The organism is Streptacidiphilus fuscans, from assembly GCF_015690355.1.
Lineage (GTDB): Bacteria > Actinomycetota > Actinomycetes > Streptomycetales > Streptomycetaceae > Streptacidiphilus > Streptacidiphilus fuscans.
In genome coordinates, this window is record NZ_JADPRT010000028.1 from 1 (window position 1) to 17,545 (window position 17,545).

The following is a 17,545-nucleotide window of genomic DNA, read 5'->3' on the forward strand; positions in this document are numbered from 1 at the left end:
CTCCGCTCGTCAGTGGTTGTTCGCGCAGTTCCCCGCGCCCCTGAGGTAGGTGCAACGTCCCGTCTACAGAAGGGATCAGGCCGGGCTGACTGCCTTGATTGCTGACGCAAGCGCCTGAGCGCCTTGCTCGGGCACGGGCAGCAGCGCTGGGACCGGGACGGTGACGCCGTTGGCGACGTACTCGTGGAGCCGCTCACGCACGCGTCCCGCCGGGCCGTGGACGATCAGGTCGTCGACGACCGCGTCCGGGACCGACGCGGCCGCGGCCTTCCGGTCGCCCGCGGCCCAGTTCTCCCACAGCGGCTTGAGAGCGTCCCCGCGGCCGAGCCAGCGGTGGAACTCCGCGTAGGCGGGGACCGTGAGGTACGCGGCGATCAGGCGGCGGCCGAGGGCGCGGGCGTAGTCCGCGTCCTCCGTCGGGCAGACGAAGATCCGGGCGACCACGTCCTTGCCGTGGTCCGGGCCCGCCGCGGCGTCGAACTCCGCGCGGGCGGTGCGGACGTCGTCCGGGGAGAGCCAGTTGAGGATCACGCCGTCGGCCTCGCGGCCCGCGAGCCGCAGCATGCCGGAGCGCAGCGCGGCCAGCAGCACGGGCGGGACGTGCGCGGGCACGCGGTCCAGCCGGAAGCGGCGGACGGCGAAGGTGTCGTACTCCTCCGTCACCGGCTGGCCGGTGAACGCCGCCCGCAGGAACCGCAGGACGTCGCGGCTGCGCTGGAAGGGCTGCTCGAAGGGCACCGCGTTCCAGTCCTGCACGATCACCGGCGACGACGACCCGAGGCCAAGGGAAAACCGTCCCGGCGCGGCTTCCGCCAGCGCCGCGGCCTGCATCGCCAGCAGCGCCGGGCCGCGCGTGTGCACGGGGACGATCGCCGTGCCGAGGTTGAGCGTCGGGGCCCAGACGGACGCCAGCGCCAGGGGGGTGAAGGCGTCGGCGCCGGCGGTCTCCATCGACCAGAGGTCGGTGAACCCGAGGTCGGGCAGCGACTCGACGAGTGCGCGCTGCGCGCCCAGGGGGATGCCGTCCAGCGGGAAGGTGAGGCCCCAGCGCGAAGGGGAGGGTGGCGTCTCTGTCATGGGGCGATGCCACCATGTCCTCGGGCGGTGGACAAGAGGGGGAATCATGAACGGCACCCAGTCGGACGACTTCGAGCGCGACCAGGCCGGCCAGACCAGCCAGCCCAGCCAGACCGTGCCGGGCCAGGCCCAGCCGGGTTGGGGTGTGCCGCCGCAGGGCGCGTATCCCCCTCCCCCACCCCCGCCCGCCTGGCCCGGTGCGCCCCTGCCGCGTCCCCCTCACCGGGACCTGTCCCAGCGCAGTGCCACGCTGGCCGTGCTGCTGGCGGTGCTGGCCACGGCGATCACGGCGTTCTACCTGGTGACCGGCGCCGGGACCTACTTCGCCTATGACGCCGGGCTCGCCGGAACGCCCGGCACCTACACGGCGACGAGCTGTCAGAAGAGCGGCTCCACCAAGGACCCCAACATCGACTGCCAGGGCACCTTCACCCCCTCCGACGGCTCGGCCGTGGTGCGGGACGTGGCCGTGCACAACACCAAGGCCGCAGTCGGCCACCCGATCGCACTCCGCCGCGAGGGCGACGGCACCTCCTACGCCCAATCCGGCTTCGCCAACGCCACGATCGACCTGGCCATGGGTCTGGCGGGCCTGACCGTTCTGGGTTTCGTGCTGTTCCGGATCGGTGTCGGGCGCACGTACGCGAACGCCGGCGAGCGGCGACGGCACCAACAACTGCGGCGACAGCAGCGGTTGGAGAGGGGACAGCAGCCCGTCGACCGGGAGGCCGTGAGCAAGGTCCTGCTCGGAAAGGACCACGCGCCCGGGGAGGGGCCCCGGAAGCGCTCGCGGACCTCGACGCTCCGGACGCCCTGGCGGCAGATATCCGGCACCGGCCTGTGGCTGATCGCGCTGTCACTGCCGTTCGCGCTGCTGATCGGCGCGGTCGGGGTGATCGCCGAGGTCGTCAACGGCAACTGACCGGCAAGGGGGTGGGTGATGTCGCGATCGTGGCGCAATGTCACCATGTCCATGCTTAGTGGACAACGAGGGGAAGAACGTGACGAACAGCCAGTCGGGCAGTTCCGAGCAGCAGCAGGCGCAGCCGGGTTGGGGGTCGGCGCGAGGTGGTTACCCGCCGCCGAACGGCTATCCGCCGCCGCACCCCGGCGCCTATCCCCCGCCGCCCGGTTGGCAGCAGCCGACGCCGCCTCCCGGCAGCTTCGTGAACAGCCCGGCGCTCGCCGTGACGGTGACGTTCCTGGCAGTGGCGATCGTGGCGGTGCTGCTCGCCGTCTGGCCGGTGCGGGACTTCTTCTATGACACCAACATGGCGGGAACGCCCGGCACTTACGTGGCAAGCGCGTGCGCGCACGACCCCACGGTCAAGAACGACCCGTACATCTGCACCGGCACCTTCACCTCCACCGACGGCTCGTTGGTGGTGCCTGACGTCCAGTTGGCCGACAGCGACGTTACGGTCGGTCACCCGACCCCGCTGGTGCGGGAGTGGGGCGGCACCATGTGGAACCAGCCCAGCTTCGCCCACGCGGCCATGGACGCGGCCTGGGGCCTGGCCTTCCTCGCCGGACTGGGCCTCGTGCTGGCCCGGATCGACATGTGCTTCTCCACCGTCGATCCGTCGAAGCCGAAGTACAAGATCGGCCCCAACGGCCTCCTCATCGCCGCCGACGAGGACGAGGACGACGCGCCGGTCGGCGAGCAGTCGGCCAGCGGCAGGAAGAGCAACATCCCGTCCAAGGCCCCCTGGCGGCAGGTCGCCTACTTCGGCTGGGGTCTGCTCTGGCTCACCGGACCGCTCACCGTGATCGCCTTCGCCATCGGGCTCATCGCCGAGCACATCGCCAACAACTGACGGGCTGTGACGTTCATCCCATGCAGCAGCTCCCCACCGACGCGCGTCCCGCGCCGTCGTTGACGACCACCGTGTTCGGCGTGCTGGCGGTGCTGGGCGCCGTGGCGCTCGCCGGGTGGATCATGGTCGTCGGCCCGATCCACAACCTGGTCTACGACACCGACAACGCCGGGCTCCCCGGCAGTTACACCGCCACCAAGTGCTGGACCGAAGGCTCCGGGAAGAGCTCGCACAGCGTCTGCCTGGGCACCTTCAGGTCGACCGACGGCTCGGTGGTGGTCCGGGACCTCCAGTTGGAGCGCACTGCCGCCTCCGTCGGTGTCCCCCTGACAGTCCGGCGTGAGGCGGACGGCACCGACTACGCCCAACCCGGCTTCGCCAACGCGGCCATGGACGTGGCGCTGTGCCTGCTGACCCTGAGCGGGCTGGGTCTCGCGCTGGCCGTCATCGGCGTCTCGCCGAAGTCCGTCACCGTCGAGAAGCGCAAGGGCTCCGGCAAGGACCCGGGCGCTCACGCCAAGCCGCAGTCACAGCCGCCGAATCCCGCTCCTTGGCGGCAACTCATCGCCTTCGGCCCCGCACTCATGTCGTCGATGATGGCGCTGGGAGGGATCACGGCCGTGGTCGCCTTCGTCGCCAAGATCGTCAGCCGTTTCTGACGTCAGCCGTTCCGGCGGTCAGGCGCTTTTGACCCCCGTGGCGTCGGCCACGCCCTGCAGCGCGTCGCGGCAGAGCCGGTCGGCGAGGCGCGTCGTCTCCGGGAGGCGGTAGCGCGGCGCGGCGCGCAGCACCACGTCGGTCGCGTCGTCGAGGTCGATGAGGTGGCCGATCGAGACCGTCACCGGCTTGACGCCCGTCTGGGTGCGGACGACGCGGGCGACCACGCCCCCGCCGTCCGTGACGTCCGCCGTGGACCCGCGCTCGGCGTCCGGCTCCGACCACTCCCCCAGCAGCGGCGTCTTGGCGACGCCCAGCGTCGGGCGGCCGGTCAGCACGCCGAGGTGGCAGGCCAGGCCGAAGCGGCGCGGGTGTGCCAGGCCCTGGCCGTCGCAGAGGAAGACGTCCGGGGTGACGGTGAGCTGCTCCAGCGCCCGGAGCAGCACGGGCAGCTCACGGAAGGCGAACAGGCCTGGTATGTAGGGGAATCCGGCCTTCCCGACCGCCGTGGCCTGCTCGATGGGCTCCAGCGTCTCCGCGTCCAGGACGACGACGGCCGCGGCGACCTCGTCGTCCGCGCTGCCGTGTGCGCCCGCGTAGGCGACGTCCAGCCCGGCGAGCGTGCGCGGACGCGAGCCGAGCGGGACGGCCCGCACCTGCGGGCGCAGCTCGGCCTGGACGGCCAGCGCCGCCGCCTCCGTCGTCGGCCAGGCTTGCGGTGCGCGGATCTCCATCAAGTCCCCCTCGTCCGTGGGTTGTCGCAGACGTCCGAGGCTCAGGCCGCGGACTCGGCCGCGCGGATCGCGTCCCGGTAGACGCGTGCGGCGGCGCGCAGCGCGGCCTCCGGGTCGACCCCGGCCTCCTGCGCCTCGACGGCGAGTCGGAGCAGCCGGGCCCCGAAGTCGGCGGCCTGGGCGGCCTCGGCATCCGCGCCCGTGTCCGTGACCACGCCCGGCAGGGCGGCGGAGACGCCCGCCTTGGTGGCGCGGGAGTGCAGCTTGGCGGCCAGGGCCAGCGCGGGCTGGGCCAGCGGGACGCCGTCCACCGCCGAATCGCGCTGCTTCTCGGCGGCCTTGAGCTCCTCCCAGTTGGCCTCGACCTGCTCGGCCGTGGAGGCGTCCGCATCGCCGAAGACGTGGGGGTGACGGTACATCAGCTTCTCGACGATGCCGCCCGCCACGTCGTCGATGGAGAAGGGCTCCGTCTCGTGCTCCTGCGCGATCCGGGCGTGGAAGAAGACCTGGAGCAGCACGTCGCCGAGCTCCTCGCGGAGCATCGTCCGGTCGTCCTCCTCGATGGCCTCGACCAGCTCGTAGGCCTCCTCGACCAGGTACTTCACCAGCGACTCGTGCGTCTGCTCGGCGTCCCAGGGACAGCCGCCGGGCGAGCGGAGCCGGTCCATCACCCAGGCCAGGTCGAGCAGCCGCGCGCCGGGCAGGTCGTAGGAGCCGGGCAGCAGCTCCAGCTCGGGGACGACCACGCCGGGGGTCTGCGCGCCCTCGACGGCCAGCCGCGCGAGCGAATCGGTCAGCCCGGGATCGCCGTCCTGCCCGACCACCCAGACCACCACGGCCCCGTCTCCGTCCCCGTCCCGGGCCGCCGCCTCGGCCAGCGTGCGGGCCAGCGCGTACAACGGGACGTCGAGCACCTCGGCTACGACACCGGCCTGCGCCAAGGGCGCGAGCTGCGGATGCGCGGCGTCGCCGACCAGGACCCGGTCGGCCGCGTGCAGCGCCTGCCACGCGGGCCAGGACAGCAGGCCGGGCGCGACCCGGTGGGTGCTGCTGAGCAGGATCAACCGGCCCGCTGCGCGGGGGGTGTCAAGGGTCTGGGTCTCGTTCTGTGCCACGCCCCGAACCTACCCCGCCCAACCGACACCGCGGCTACACGTTTTCTCCCCTGTGGATAACTTCCGCACGGTTCGGCGCGCCGGATCCGTCAGACGGTCTTGAGCCACGGCTGCGGGGCCGCGACCAGCCCGCCCGACGCCGCGTCCCAGCTGCCGTAGCGGGGGTTCACGTCGATGCCGATCTTCTCCGCCTGCGCGGCGAGCAGCTTGGCCGCGTCGGCGTCGAACTGCTGCTGGGTGGCTTGGGTGACGCCGGACGCCGCGACCAGCTTCTCCTCGCCGACCCGCATCCGGAAGTACCCGTCGAGGTCGCTGGGCGGCAGGCCGGTCCCGGCGACGAACGCGGTCGTCAGCTGGGCCGCTCCCCCGAGCGAGGCGGCGTTCTGCGCCTCGGCGGCGGACACCTCGGTGGCCGTGACCGACAGCCCCTTCGCGTCCAGCGCCGACTGGACCACCTCGGACTGGATGAGGAACTGCAGCACAGCGGTCGGCACGCCGGGCGAGTCCTGCCCGAACATCTGCGCCTGCCCCGCCGACGCGGGCTGCCCCTGCGCGGGCGCGGCCGCACGGAAGGCGTTCACCTGGTCCTGGACGGTGGCCATGCTGATCCGCGTGCCACCGACGACCGCCGCCGATCCGGTGTGGGCGGTGCCGCCGTCGGCCGAGCCGCCGGAGCACGCGGAGAGCCCGGTCACCGCGGCGCCCGCGAGCAGGACGGCGAACGCCGCGCGCGCTCGGGACCGGCGCCGGGGCGGCACAGCGGCGCGGTTCACGCGCCCTGCGGTGCTCACGGAGTTGCTCACGAGGTTCACAGGGCCTCCTGCGACTGACGATCCGTCCGATGCACGTGCCGGAGATCACCGTGCCATGCGCGCGGGCCGCGCACCAGTGCATGAACACGGACACCTTGTGGTGTCCTCAGTGGTGTTGGTGCTCCATCCGGACGCGCGTGGCGCCGACGGGGCCCTGAGCGTCCGATGCGGACGAGCCGTCCGGGACCGCGGGGGCCTCCTCGTCGTCCTGGGCCTCCGGCGGGGCGACCTCGCCGAAGCGGGCCAGCGCCAGCGCGCCAGCCACCGCGACCGCGAAGCCGAGGACGGCCAGCCACTCCAGGCCCGAGCGGGTCCGGTCGCCGAGCAGGATCACGCCCAGCACGGCGGGCAGGGCCGTCTCGCCGAGGACCATGGCGGCGGTGGCCGTGGTGACCTTGCCGCCGCGCACGCCCTCGGTCATGAAGACGAACGCCACCGCGCCGCCCGCCAGCAGCGCGTACGTCGCCGGGTCCTTGAACAGCGGCGCCAGGTCCATGCCGTGGATGGCGGGCAGCAGCCGGACCGAGATGCCGACCACGCCGAAGCCCAGCCCGCAGAGGCCGCCCATCACCGCCGCACGTGCCGGTTCGCGCACGCGCCAGACGGCCGCACCGGCGACGGCGATGACCAGGATCGAGGCGAGCAGGATCCAGTGCAGCGCCATGCCGGGATGCTTGTCGCCCTCCTTTCCCGCGGTCGCGCCGAGCACGGCGAGGCCGACGCAGACCCCGGCCACACCCGCCCACTCGGCGCGTCCCAGCCGCAGCCGCAGCATGGCCGCGCCCAGCACCGCCGTCACCGCGAGCGCCCCCGCCAGCGCCGCCTGGACGACGTAGAGCGGCAGCGAACGGAGCGCGACCAGCTGGGCGCAGAAGCCGAACAGGTCCAGCAGCAGGCCCGCGGCGAACGGCAGGTTGACCATCGCCTTGACGGTGCCGACCAGGCCGGAGTCCGGGTCCGCAGGCGAGTGCTTCTGCGCGCCCAGCGCCTGGAGCACCATCGCGGTGCCGAAACAGAGGGCGGCGAGCAGGGCCATGCAGAGTCCGAGGAGCATGTTTCGAGCGTAGCGGGACCGGGCACGCGACGACGCCTCGGCCGGGCGTGATGCCCGTCCGAGGCGTCCGACATGTGCGCGTCCCCGCCCGCGTCACCCGCTGACGTCACCCCCTGACGTCACCCGCTGACGTCACCCGCTGACGTCACCGCTTGGCGGCGAGCTCCTCGAACATGGTGGAGAGGAACTCCGCGCACCAGGTCAGCAGCTCGCGGCCGACGACCGGCTTGCCGCCGATCCGCGCCGTGCTCGGACGCGGGACCAGCACCAGCTTGGTCGCCGGCTTGACCTGGCTGCGCGGGTAGAGCCGGTTGAGCCGCAGCTCCTGCGACTCGCGCAGCTCCATCGGGCCGAACCGGATGAACTGCCCCTGCAACGTGATGTCCGAGATCCCGCAGCGCCGGGCGAACAGCCGCAGACCCGCCACCAGCAGCAGGTTCTCCACCGGCTCGGGCAGCTTGCCGTAGCGGTCCGTCAGCTCGGCCCGGACCTGCGCGATGTCCTCCTCCGAGTTGACCGCCGCGATCGACCGGTACGCCTGGAGCCGCAGCCGCTCGCCCGGCGCGTAGTCGTGCGGGACGTGGGCGTCGACCGGCAGCTCGATCTTGACCTCGAGCGGCTCCTCCTCCGGAGCCGCGCCGCCGTTCGCCAGTTGGTCGCGGAACTCGGCCACGGCCTCGCCGACCATCCGCATGTAGAGGTCGAAGCCGACCCCGGCGATGTGCCCGGACTGCTCGCCGCCGAGCAGGTTGCCCGCGCCGCGGATCTCCAGGTCCTTCATCGCCACGTACATGCCCGCGCCCATCTCGGTGTGCTGCGCGATGGTCGCCAGCCGCTCGTGGGCGGTCTCGGTCAGCGGCTTCTCCGGCGGGTAGAGCATGTAGGCGTAGCCGCGCTCGCGGCCACGGCCGACACGTCCGCGCAGCTGGTGCAGCTGGCTCAGGCCGAAGGTGTCACCGCGCTCGACGATCAGCGTGTTGGCGTTGGAGATGTCGATGCCGGACTCGACGATCGTGGTGGAGACCAGGACGTCGAACTCCTTCTCCCAGAAGTCGACGACGACCTTCTCCAGCGACTGCTCCCCCATCTGGCCGTGGGCGGTGGCCACCCGCGCCTCGGGGACCAGCTCCTTCAGCCGGGCCGCCGCCTTGTCGATCGACTCGACCCGGTTGTGGATGTAGAAGACCTGGCCCTCGCGGAGCAGCTCACGCCGGATCGCGGCGGCGATCTGCTTCTCCTCGTAGGGGCCGACGAAGGTCAGCACCGGGTGGCGCTCCTCCGGCGGGGTGGTGATCGTCGACATCTCGCGGATGCCCGTGACGGCCATCTCCAGCGTGCGCGGGATCGGCGTCGCGGACATCGTCAGCACGTCCACGTTGGCCCGGAGCTTCTTCAGCTGCTCCTTGTGCTCGACGCCGAAGCGCTGCTCCTCGTCGACGATGACCAGGCCCAGGTCCTTGAACCGGGTCTCGGAGGAGAAGAGCCGGTGCGTGCCGATGACCACGTCGACGCTGCCCTCGCGCAGCCCCTCCAGCACGGCCTTGGCCTCGCTGTCGGTCTGGAACCGGGAGAGCGCCTTCACCACGACCGGGAAGTTGGCGTACCGCTCGGAGAAGGTGGAGAAGTGCTGCTGCACCAGCAGCGTGGTCGGCACCAGGACGGCCACCTGCTTGCCGTCCTGGACGGCCTTGAACGCGGCGCGCACCGCGATCTCGGTCTTGCCGTAACCCACGTCGCCGCAGATCAGACGGTCCATCGGGACCGTCTTCTCCATGTCCTCCTTGACCTCGGCGATCGTCGAGAGCTGGTCGGGCGTCTCCGCGTAGGGGAAGGCGTCCTCCAACTCACGCTGCCACGGGGTGTCCGCGCCGAAGGCGTGGCCGGGCGAGGCCATACGCGCCGAGTAGAGCTTGATCAGGTCGGCGGCGATCTCCTTGACCGCCTTCTTGGCCCGCGCCTTGGTCTTGGTCCAGTCCGCGCCGCCGAGCCGGTGCAGCGTCGGGGCCTCACCGCCGACGTACTTGGTGACCTGCTCCAGCTGGTCGGTCGGCACGAAGAGCCGGTCGCCCGGTTGGCCGCGCTTGGCGGGCGCGTACTCCAGCACCAGGTACTCGCGGGTCGCGCCCTGGACGGTGCGCTGCACCATCTCGATGTAGCGGCCGACGCCGTGCGCCTCGTGGACCACGAAGTCGCCGGCCTTGAGGGCGAGCGGGTCGATCGCGTTGCGGCGGCGCGAGGGCATCCGGCGCATGTCCTTGGTGGAGGACTTCTGGCCGGACAGGTCGGTCTCGGTGATCACGCAGAGCTTGAGGCCCTCGTGGACCAGGCCGTGCTCGATCGCGCCGCAGGCCACCTGGATCACGTCGGTGGCGGGCTCGGTAGTGAGGTCCGGCGTCAGCCGTGCGCCGATGCCCTCGCTGCCGAGCATCTCCGCGATGCGTGAGGCCGGGCCCTGGCCCTCCGTCACCAGCACCACACGCCAGCCCTCGGCGAGACGACCCTTGCAGTCGGCGATGGCACGGGCGGTGTCGCCGCGGTAGGCCTCGACCGGGTGCATGCCCAGGTGCAGCACGTCCGGGCCGGTCGCCTCCTCCTCATCGGCGGCGAACGGGCTGACCGACCACCACGGCAGGCTGATCTCGGCGGCGTGCTCGCGGATGTCCGCCAGCGACCAGAGCGAGGCCGCGCCGACGTCCAGCGGCGCCTTTCCGCCGGAGGCGGCGGCCACCCAGGAGGCCTGGAGGAACTCGGCGCTGGTCGCCACCAGGTCGGCGGCACGGGTGCGCACCCGCTCCGGGTCGCAGACGACGGCGACGCTGCCCTGCGGCAGCACGTCCATCAGCAGTTCCATGTCGTCGACCAGGACCGGCGCGAGCGACTCCATGCCCTCGACGGCGATGCCCTGGGCGATCTTGTCCAGGATCTCGCCGAGCTCCGGGTGCTCCTCGGCGAGCTCGGCGGCGCGGGCGCGGACCTCGTCGGTCAGCAGCAGCTCACGGCAGGGCGGGGCCCACAGGCCGTGCGGCGCGATCTCCAGCGAGCGCTGGTCGGCGACCTTGAAGTACCGGATCTCCTCGACCTCGTCGCCCCAGAACTCGACGCGGAGCGGGTGCTCCTCGGTCGGCGGGAAGACGTCGAGGATCCCGCCGCGCACGGCGAACTCGCCGCGCTTCTCCACCAGCTCGACCCGCTGGTACGCGGCGGCGGCGAGGCGGGCGACCAGGTCGTCGAGGTCCACCTCCTGGCGCTGCGCGAGGCTGACGGGCTCCAGCTCGGCCAGGCCCTTGACCTGCGGCTGCAGCACGCTGCGCACCGGCGCGACGATCACCTGCAGCGGGCCGCCGACGGCGTCGTCCGCCTTCGGGTGCGCGATCCGGCGCAGCACGGCGATGCGGCGGCCGACGGTGTCCGAGCGCGGCGAGAGCCGCTCGTGCGGCAGCGTCTCCCAGGCCGGGAACTCGGCGACGGCCTCCGGCGGCAGCAGGGAAGCGAGCGCGGCGGCCAGGTCCTCGGCCTCGCGCCCGGTGGCGGTGACGGCGAGGACGGGACGTCCCCGGCTCCCCTTGGCGGCGTCCGCGAGCGCGCGTGCCAGCGCGGCCACGGCGAAAGGCCTGGCGGCCGGCGGGCCCACCAGGTCCAGGTGCCGGCGATCCCCGGCGAGTGCGGCTTCTGCGGCCTCGGCAAGCGCCGAGTCCGAGGCGACGATGTCGAGCAGGCCGGTCAGGCTCATCTACTTCTCTCAGCCAGAGGCAACGCGAAACACCCGGACTGCGAAGCAACCCGGGGGTTCCCAGAGTACGCCGCCGACTCGAACGACGCGCAGACGCTTTCGCTCCCGCAGGCGGTTGCACCATCCAGGGGCGCGGGGCTCTGGATAGTGCACCTACTCGTTGGGGTTGTCCGCGGACTCCGGGATCGTCGGGAGCTCCGAGGTGTCCGACTCGCTGTCGACCTGCGGGGTGCCCTCGTCGTCAGCCTCGTCCTCAGGCCCGGCCTCGTCGTCGTCCGCCCCGCCGCCCGCGACCGTGCCCGTCAGGGCGATCAGCGTCTGGCGGATGTGGTCGAGCTGGCCCTGGATCTGGTCGCGGCGTTCCTCGAAGGTCCGGTACTCGCGGTCCGAGGCCTCGGCGATGCGGGAGGCCTCCCGCCGCGCGGCCTCCAGGAGGCGTTCGGCCTGGGTCGCCGCGTCGGCGTCTATCCCCGCTGACTTCGCCTCCATCGCCTTGTGGTGGCGCTCGCTCTCGTTGAGCTTGCGGTCGCCGACCGCGGTGATCTCGGCCTCCCAGGCCACCACCTTGACGTCGTGCGCGGCGAACTCCTGTGCGGCGGCGCGCTGCTGGCCGGTCAGCCAGGTCTGCGCGTCCTCCGTGTGGTTCTCCGCACGCGAGCGGATGTCGTCCGCGTACGCCACGGCGTCGTCGTGCAGGGCGCGGGCGTCGCGGTCGGCCTCGGCGCGCTCCGCCTCCGCGCGGGAGCGGGCGCGGTCGAGCTCGCGGCGGTGGCCCTCGTCGGACGCGGCGCGGAGCTGGTCCGCGTACTGCCCGGCGGCGGTGCGCTCGCGCCGCGACGCGGTGCGGGCCTCGGCGTCGATCCGGGCAGCCTCCTGGACCGCCCCGGAACGGACCGCCTCGGCCTCCTCCTCGGCGGTGACCAGCAGGCCGGCGGCGCGCGGGCTGAGGACTTCGAAGTCCGGGACGGTGGCCTCGGCCACGCCCTGGGCCTCGCGCATGTCCATCAGCTGGCGTTCCAGGCCGCGCATCCGGTCCCCGAGCGAGGCGAGGCCCTGCCAGGCCTCGTCGCGGGCGGCCGTCAACCTGGCGAGGGCCTGGTCCACCTGGTCGACGTCGTAGCCTCGGCGCGTCAGGGTGAACTCTGTGGCGTGGGGAGTCGTCGGTTCACTCATACTCTGCTGCCGTTCCTCCGCTGGCCGGGCCCGATCGGTCATCGTCCTATTTTGAGCAGATTAATTCTTCTTCAGACGGTACCGACACAGCAACGAGGGCCGGCCACCGGGCCGACCCCCGTTCACCGAGGCTCCACAGGTCTAGAGCAGGCCGTCCCAGAACTGCTCCAGCACGACGGACCACCAGTTCTCCGGCGACGAGAGCGCCGCCGGGTCGACGGTGAGCAGCTCGTTCTGGAAGTCCGTGGTCCAGTGGCCGGCCTGTTCCTGCGTCAGGCCGTAACGGAACCGCCAGAGGCGACCGAGCACAGCCAGACTCCGGACGAACTCGGTCACGCCACTGTTGACGAAACGCGGCTGGCTCGCCTCGGGACCGGCAGGCTGACCCGGCGAACCCAGGTCCACCGCGACGACAGCGTTGGTGCCGTACTGCACGCACAGCTGACGGCCGTAGTCGTTGCCCAGGACCAGGTAGGACGCCGCGTCCGGACCGGCCGTCAGGCCGCGCTCCGCGGCGAGCTCGGCCAGCGTCGGCACCGGGCGCCCCGGCTGGGCCTGCGCCCAGAAGAACGGACCGAAGTCACGCGGCAGGCCGACCCAGGTCAGCGTCGCGGAGACGACCTCGGGCAGGCCCGGACGGGCGGCGGCTTGCGCCTCGTAGCGGAACAGGTTCTGGTCGCCGAAGGCCGCGGCGACCTCCTGCCCCAGCACCTGCGGGGGCGGCGGCGGGGTCGGCGCCCCGGCGGGCGGCAGCGACGCGCGCACGGGCGCGACCGGCTCCGGGCCGGACGCGTGCTGGTGCAGCTCCTTCAGGTGGTCCACCAGGTGCTCGACGCCGGCACGCCGGGCCGCCGCGTCCCGCCCGTACGGGGCGGTGTGCGTGATACGGACGTTGGGCCAGGCCTCCTTGACCATCCGCGCGCAGTACCCGGCGGGCAGGTCGCAGCACTCCAGCTCGGTGTGCAGCTCAAGCACCTGCTCCGGCGGCACGTTGAGCCGACGGACCTCCTGCAGGATCTGCCACTCCGGGTGCGGCAGGCCGAGCGCGGAACGCTGGATGACCTGCTGCTCGGAGCCGTCCGGACCGCGGTAGCGGAGCACGGCCATGTAGCCGGGCCCGACGGTCGGCACACCGCTCGGCGCACCGGGGACACCGGGCATGCCGGGCTGGGGCGCCAGCTGACCGGGCAGTCCGGGCGTGGCCTGCCCGCCCATGGAGGCCCCGGGCGGGGGCGGCGGCATACCGGGGCCACCCATCGGCGCACCCGGCGGCGGGGGCGGAGGCATGCCAGGACCGCCGACCGGGGGCGCTCCGGGCACGACGGCCGGGCCGGACAGCATCGTCGGCGCGAACGCGATCCCGGCGTCGTCCATCCCCCCGGGCGGCGGCGGCATACCAGGGCCACCCATCGGGGCGCCGGGCGGAGGCGGCGGCATACCGGGACCACCCATCGGCGCACCCGGAGGCGGAGGCGGCATACCGGGGCCACCCATGGACGCACCGGGCGGAGGCGGAGGCATGCCAGGGCCACCCATCGGCGCACCGGGCGGAGGCGGAGGCATACCGGGAACGCCCATGGGCGCACCGGGCGGCGGCGGAGGAACCGGTGGCCCACCAGCCGGAACCTGCAACGCCGGACCGGACAACATCGTGGGCGCGTAGGCAATCCCCTCGGCATCCGAGCCCGCACCGGGGCCACCCATCGGTGCACCGGGCGGCGGAGGAGGCATGCCAGGGCCACCCATCGGCGCACCAGGCGGCGGGGGCGGCATACCGGGGCCGCCCATCGGAACACCCGGCGGAGGCGGGGGCATACCCGGACCGCCCATCGGCGCACCGGGGAACCCGCCCTGCGACGGTCCCGACGGCCCAGACGGTCCCAGCTGGCCTGACAGACCGTCAGAACCGAACGGCGGAGGCGGCGCAGCGGGCCCCGGGAGACCGGGCGCGGCGGCGGCAACGGGGGCCGGGGCCGGCGGCGCGAGCGGCGCGGACGGCGCCGCGTCGGGCCCGGGCAGGGAGTTCACGGCGGGGGGCGCCGAGAGCATGGTCGGCACCTCGGCGGGCGGGCCCGACGAGACCGGCGGGGCGACCTGCAGGCTGGCGGCCTCCGCCTCACGGGCCTTGGCGGCGGCCTCCTCCAGCCACTGCGGCGGGCTGAGCAGGAAGGACGTCGCCTCCATCAGGTCCATGTCCGGCGGGGCCGAGTTCTGGGTGGGCGTAGCGCCGACCGGGCGGCCGTAGGCCTCCTCGTAGCGCTTGACCACCTCGTTGATCGGCAGGCCGGGCCAGAGCGTGGTGGTGCCGGTGTCCCGCGCGATCACCATGCGCGCCGCGCCGCCGTCCGACGACGGTCCGTCGGTGCGGTCGACGGCCCAGGCGACGAAGCCCAGGTCGAACTCGCGCACCCGCACCTCGCGGCGCCGGTATCCGGGCACACCGCCGTTGATCCACTCCTCGGCGCGCTCCTGCGCCTCCGCGTACGTCACCACGTCGACGTCACCCCTCCACCGGAACGGCGCGGGCGAAGCCGCCGTCCACCATCAGTTCCGCGACCGTCTGCAGCTCGGGCGGGCTGCCCGCCAGGCGCAGCAGGAACGCGTCGAAGTCCTCGCCGCACGGCAGCAGCAGGCGGTCGACGCGCTGCTGCGGCGTCAGCCCGGCGTCGCCGTCGTCCCGGGCGTCGTCGTAGGGGAGGAACCCGACCGTGCCGATCCCGTCGCCGCGTACCTTGAGCGCCAGCAGGCCGCCCTGGGCGTAGGCGATGCCCAGGTAGTCCTTGGTGATGTGGTCGCGCAGGCACTTGTTGACGTACGCGAGGTCGTCCAGCGAGCGCTCGTCGCGGAGCGTGAAGAAGGGCTGGTCGACCAGGACGCCGAGCTCGGTGTCCAGGCCGAGGCCCTTCGGCGCCCGGCCGCCTGCCGCCTTGAGGAAGGTCCGGTACGGGCCCGGGAGGGTGTAGCCGAGGGACTCCTCGACACCCTGGATCCGCTGCTCGACCTCGGTGGGCGTCGCGGCCTCCGCAACCTGCGGCCCCGACTGCCCGTCGGCGCCGGTGCCGCCGTCAGCGCCCTCGACCGCCTCGGCCACCGGCGACGGCAGCTCGAAGTGGACCGGACGCCGCTCCTGGAGCGGGCGCGTGCCGCGCTTGGCGTGGTCGGCGCTGGAGGTGGCCAGCCCGGCGTGGTGCCGCAGCAGCGCCTTCACCTCGACCGGGACCAACTCCAGTCGGCGACTGCCGGGCGTGGCCGGGGTCACCGAGTGGTGCCACGTCCAGCCGACGGGCGTGCCGACCGGGCTGTCGACGTCCGCCCAGAGCTCGTGACCCTGGGCGCGCAACGCGGCGTTGGCCGACACGTAGTCGGTCAGCCTCAGCTCGTCGACGCCGAACCCCGCTGGTGGGTCGGCGACTTCGGCGGCGGCGCGCGCGTAGGGTCCGAAGTCGGGGTGGCCCGACGCGTCGACCTTCACCCCCGAGGGGTACTGCTGCGCCCGCAATGGATCGGGAAAGTGCACGACCTGCCTGGCGTAGGCCGCGTTCGGTCGACCTGTCGTCATGGAGATTGCCCCCTGCTGGAACTGGCTGCCGGAGCCCAGCCTAGGGGTTGGGCGCTTCGGGCGGATCTCCCCGGTCGTCACAGCGCCCGCGACAGCCGGAACTTGATCTCGAACAGACCCCCGATTTCGTGACCCTCAAGGGTATTTGGCAGTCTGATCACCGCGAGGTTCACGGGGGTTCACACGGGGGGAAGGCAAGGCACGCTCATGGAAACACCGGTTCACCAACGCAGACCTTCCCCTGCGCCGCTGCTGCGGCACCGCAGGGACAGCCTCATGCCGATCGTCGCTGCGGCGTTGTCGGTGCAGGGTGATACGTATACGCATGTGAGTGAGAAGGGCGATCCGCCACGGCTGCATCCGCTCGTCGGCGGGTTCCTCGACGGGCTCCCGGTCGAGGCGCTGGAGCGTTTCACCGGGCGCTGCCCGGAGGCGGTGCTGCTGTCGCAGTTCCTCGACCACGCCGAGGCGGACCGCTCGGGGCGCGCGGCTCGCAGGGTCTTCGGCGAGGGCGAGGCACGCAAGGCGCTGCGCGGCGCGAAGATGACGACGGTCCGGATCCGTGAGGAGGGCGACCCCGCCCACGGCACCCACCAGCCGCCGTGCCGGTCGTGCATGCCGCTGCTGGAGCACTTCGGGGTGAAGACGATCTCGTTGCAGGAGAAGTCCGGGGGCCGGCTCAAGCGGCGCTGACCAGGCACGGAAGAGGGGTACGGGGTACGGGGAGGAGAGGAGAAGGACATGGAGGCCCGGTTCCCGGCGGAGGTCGCGTCGGTACTGACCAAGTCCGGCTGGTTCCCCGGCCGCAAGCGCCTGGACCGCGCGGAGGAGTGGGCGGAGGCGCTCGACGGCTACGCCTCGCCGGAGGGCCACCGCCACACGGTCTTCCCGGCCGCGGTCGAGGCCTGGGCGGAGTTCGGCGACGTCACGGTGAGCCTGGAGGGCGCGGGCGCGCAGGTCGCCCGGACGTCCTTCGTCATCGACCCCCTGCGGGGGCTTCACCAGCCGCGCACGCTCGCGGACCTGGGCCGCGCCCTGGAACTCCCGGTCTGCCCCCTGGGCGAGGAACGGGAGGCCCAGGCCCTGCTCGCGATCGACGCGGTGGGACGCGTCTACAGCTTGGACCACACGGGCGAGTGGTTCTTGGGGCACTCCATGGACCAGGCGCTGACGACGTTGATCTCCGGCTTGCGGGCGGAACGGCTGCGCTTCCTGACCGACGCGCTCTGACTGCCGGTGGGCAGAGAGAACTGTCGCTCCATCGGGTGGTTGCACCCTCCAGGGGCGCGGGGAACTGCGCGAGAAACCACCGATGAGCGGATGGCCCTGTTCGTTCGGTGTTCCACCTGCGTGGGTGGCTTGTCGCGCAGTTCCCCGCGCCCCTGAAGGTGCAACGACCCGTCGAGCAGAAGCTACGCGCCGTAGCTCTCGCGGAGTGCCGTCTCCATCAGGGCTCGCGCCTCCGGCGCGGAGAGGCCGAGGGACTTCGCGCGGAGCGCGTACGCCGCTGCCGCCTTCGCGATCTCGCCGTGCGCGGCGTGGCCCGCTGCCGAGATGACCGTGCCCGCGCGGCCGCGGGTCTCCACCACGCCCGCCGTTTCCAGCTCGCGGTAGGCCTTGGCGACCGTGTTGACCGCCAGGCCCAGTTCCTCGGCCAGGCCGCGGACCGTCGGCAGCCGCATGCCGACCGGCGCCTCGCCGCTCGCCGCTGCCTCGGCGATCCGCGCGCGGATCTGTTCGTACGGCGGGACAGCGGACTCCTGGTCGAGCACGATCCGCACGGGCTACCCCCTACCTCCTAGGACAAGCGCAGGGAC

General features: G+C 72.9%; 15 protein-coding genes. 5 read left to right on the top strand and 10 right to left on the bottom strand.

The annotated features are described in order from the left end of the window. Positions 1-75 precede the first annotated feature (75 nt). On the bottom strand, positions 76-1,077 hold the full coding sequence (locus I2501_RS38220) for an LLM class F420-dependent oxidoreductase (RefSeq protein WP_196192925.1): 1,002 nt from the start codon (positions 1,075-1,077) through the stop codon (positions 76-78). Positions 1,078-1,123: 46 nt separating this feature from the next. Here I2501_RS38220 and I2501_RS38225 point away from each other — a divergent pair, with 46 nt between their 5' ends. From I2501_RS38225 to I2501_RS38235, 3 genes are all read left to right on the top strand, one after another. Then, the gene (locus I2501_RS38225) at positions 1,124-1,999 is read left to right on the top strand and encodes a hypothetical protein (RefSeq protein WP_196192926.1); all 876 of its coding nucleotides are present in this window, start codon (positions 1,124-1,126) and stop codon (positions 1,997-1,999) included. Positions 2,000-2,078: 79 nt separating this feature from the next. Next, positions 2,079-2,894, top strand: coding sequence for a hypothetical protein (locus tag I2501_RS38230; RefSeq protein ID WP_196192927.1), 816 nt, complete (start codon positions 2,079-2,081; stop codon positions 2,892-2,894). 20 nt (positions 2,895-2,914) lie between these two features. Further along, entirely contained in the window at positions 2,915-3,553 is a 639-nt protein-coding gene (locus I2501_RS38235) for a hypothetical protein (RefSeq protein WP_196192928.1), read from the top strand. Between the two features lie 18 nt (positions 3,554-3,571). Here I2501_RS38235 and I2501_RS38240 read toward each other — a convergent pair whose 3' ends face one another. From I2501_RS38240 to I2501_RS38275, 8 genes are all read right to left on the bottom strand, one after another. Beyond that, positions 3,572-4,285, bottom strand: a complete 714-nt coding sequence (locus I2501_RS38240) for an endonuclease V (protein WP_196192929.1) — start codon at positions 4,283-4,285, stop codon at positions 3,572-3,574. 41 nt (positions 4,286-4,326) lie between these two features. Beyond that, complete coding sequence (locus tag I2501_RS38245) at positions 4,327-5,400, bottom strand: MazG family protein (RefSeq protein ID WP_196192930.1); 1,074 nt, start codon at positions 5,398-5,400, stop codon at positions 4,327-4,329. Between the two features lie 89 nt (positions 5,401-5,489). Beyond that, positions 5,490-6,212: a SurA N-terminal domain-containing protein gene (locus tag I2501_RS38250; protein WP_196192931.1), complete on the bottom strand. Its 723-nt coding sequence runs from the start codon at positions 6,210-6,212 to the stop codon at positions 5,490-5,492. A gap of 106 nt (positions 6,213-6,318) precedes the next feature. Further along, positions 6,319-7,266: a DMT family protein gene (locus tag I2501_RS38255; RefSeq protein WP_236045897.1), complete on the bottom strand. Its 948-nt coding sequence runs from the start codon at positions 7,264-7,266 to the stop codon at positions 6,319-6,321. Between the two features lie 145 nt (positions 7,267-7,411). Further along, complete coding sequence (gene mfd, locus I2501_RS38260) at positions 7,412-10,996, bottom strand: transcription-repair coupling factor (RefSeq protein WP_196192932.1); 3,585 nt, start codon at positions 10,994-10,996, stop codon at positions 7,412-7,414. A 153-nt stretch (positions 10,997-11,149) separates the two neighbouring features. Continuing rightward, on the bottom strand, positions 11,150-12,169 hold the full coding sequence (locus I2501_RS38265) for a DivIVA domain-containing protein (RefSeq protein ID WP_196192933.1): 1,020 nt from the start codon (positions 12,167-12,169) through the stop codon (positions 11,150-11,152). 141 nt (positions 12,170-12,310) lie between these two features. Then, entirely contained in the window at positions 12,311-14,662 is a 2,352-nt protein-coding gene (locus tag I2501_RS38270; RefSeq protein ID WP_196192934.1) for an SUKH-4 family immunity protein, read from the bottom strand. 7 nt (positions 14,663-14,669) lie between these two features. Beyond that, on the bottom strand, positions 14,670-15,728 hold the full coding sequence (locus tag I2501_RS38275; protein WP_196192935.1) for an SMI1/KNR4 family protein: 1,059 nt from the start codon (positions 15,726-15,728) through the stop codon (positions 14,670-14,672). 207 nt (positions 15,729-15,935) lie between these two features. Between I2501_RS38275 and I2501_RS38280 the strand changes: the two genes are divergently transcribed. Beyond that, positions 15,936-16,421 (top strand): YwqJ-related putative deaminase, encoded by a 486-nt coding sequence (locus tag I2501_RS38280; RefSeq protein ID WP_196192936.1) that lies wholly within the window; start codon positions 15,936-15,938, stop codon positions 16,419-16,421. A gap of 48 nt (positions 16,422-16,469) precedes the next feature. Further along, entirely contained in the window at positions 16,470-16,958 is a 489-nt protein-coding gene (locus I2501_RS38285; protein ID WP_196192937.1) for an SUKH-3 domain-containing protein, read from the top strand. Between the two features lie 182 nt (positions 16,959-17,140). Here the strand turns inward: I2501_RS38285 and I2501_RS38290 are convergent, their stop codons facing one another. Then, the gene (locus I2501_RS38290; RefSeq protein WP_196192938.1) at positions 17,141-17,509 is read right to left on the bottom strand and encodes a GntR family transcriptional regulator; all 369 of its coding nucleotides are present in this window, start codon (positions 17,507-17,509) and stop codon (positions 17,141-17,143) included. Positions 17,510-17,545 lie beyond the last annotated feature (36 nt).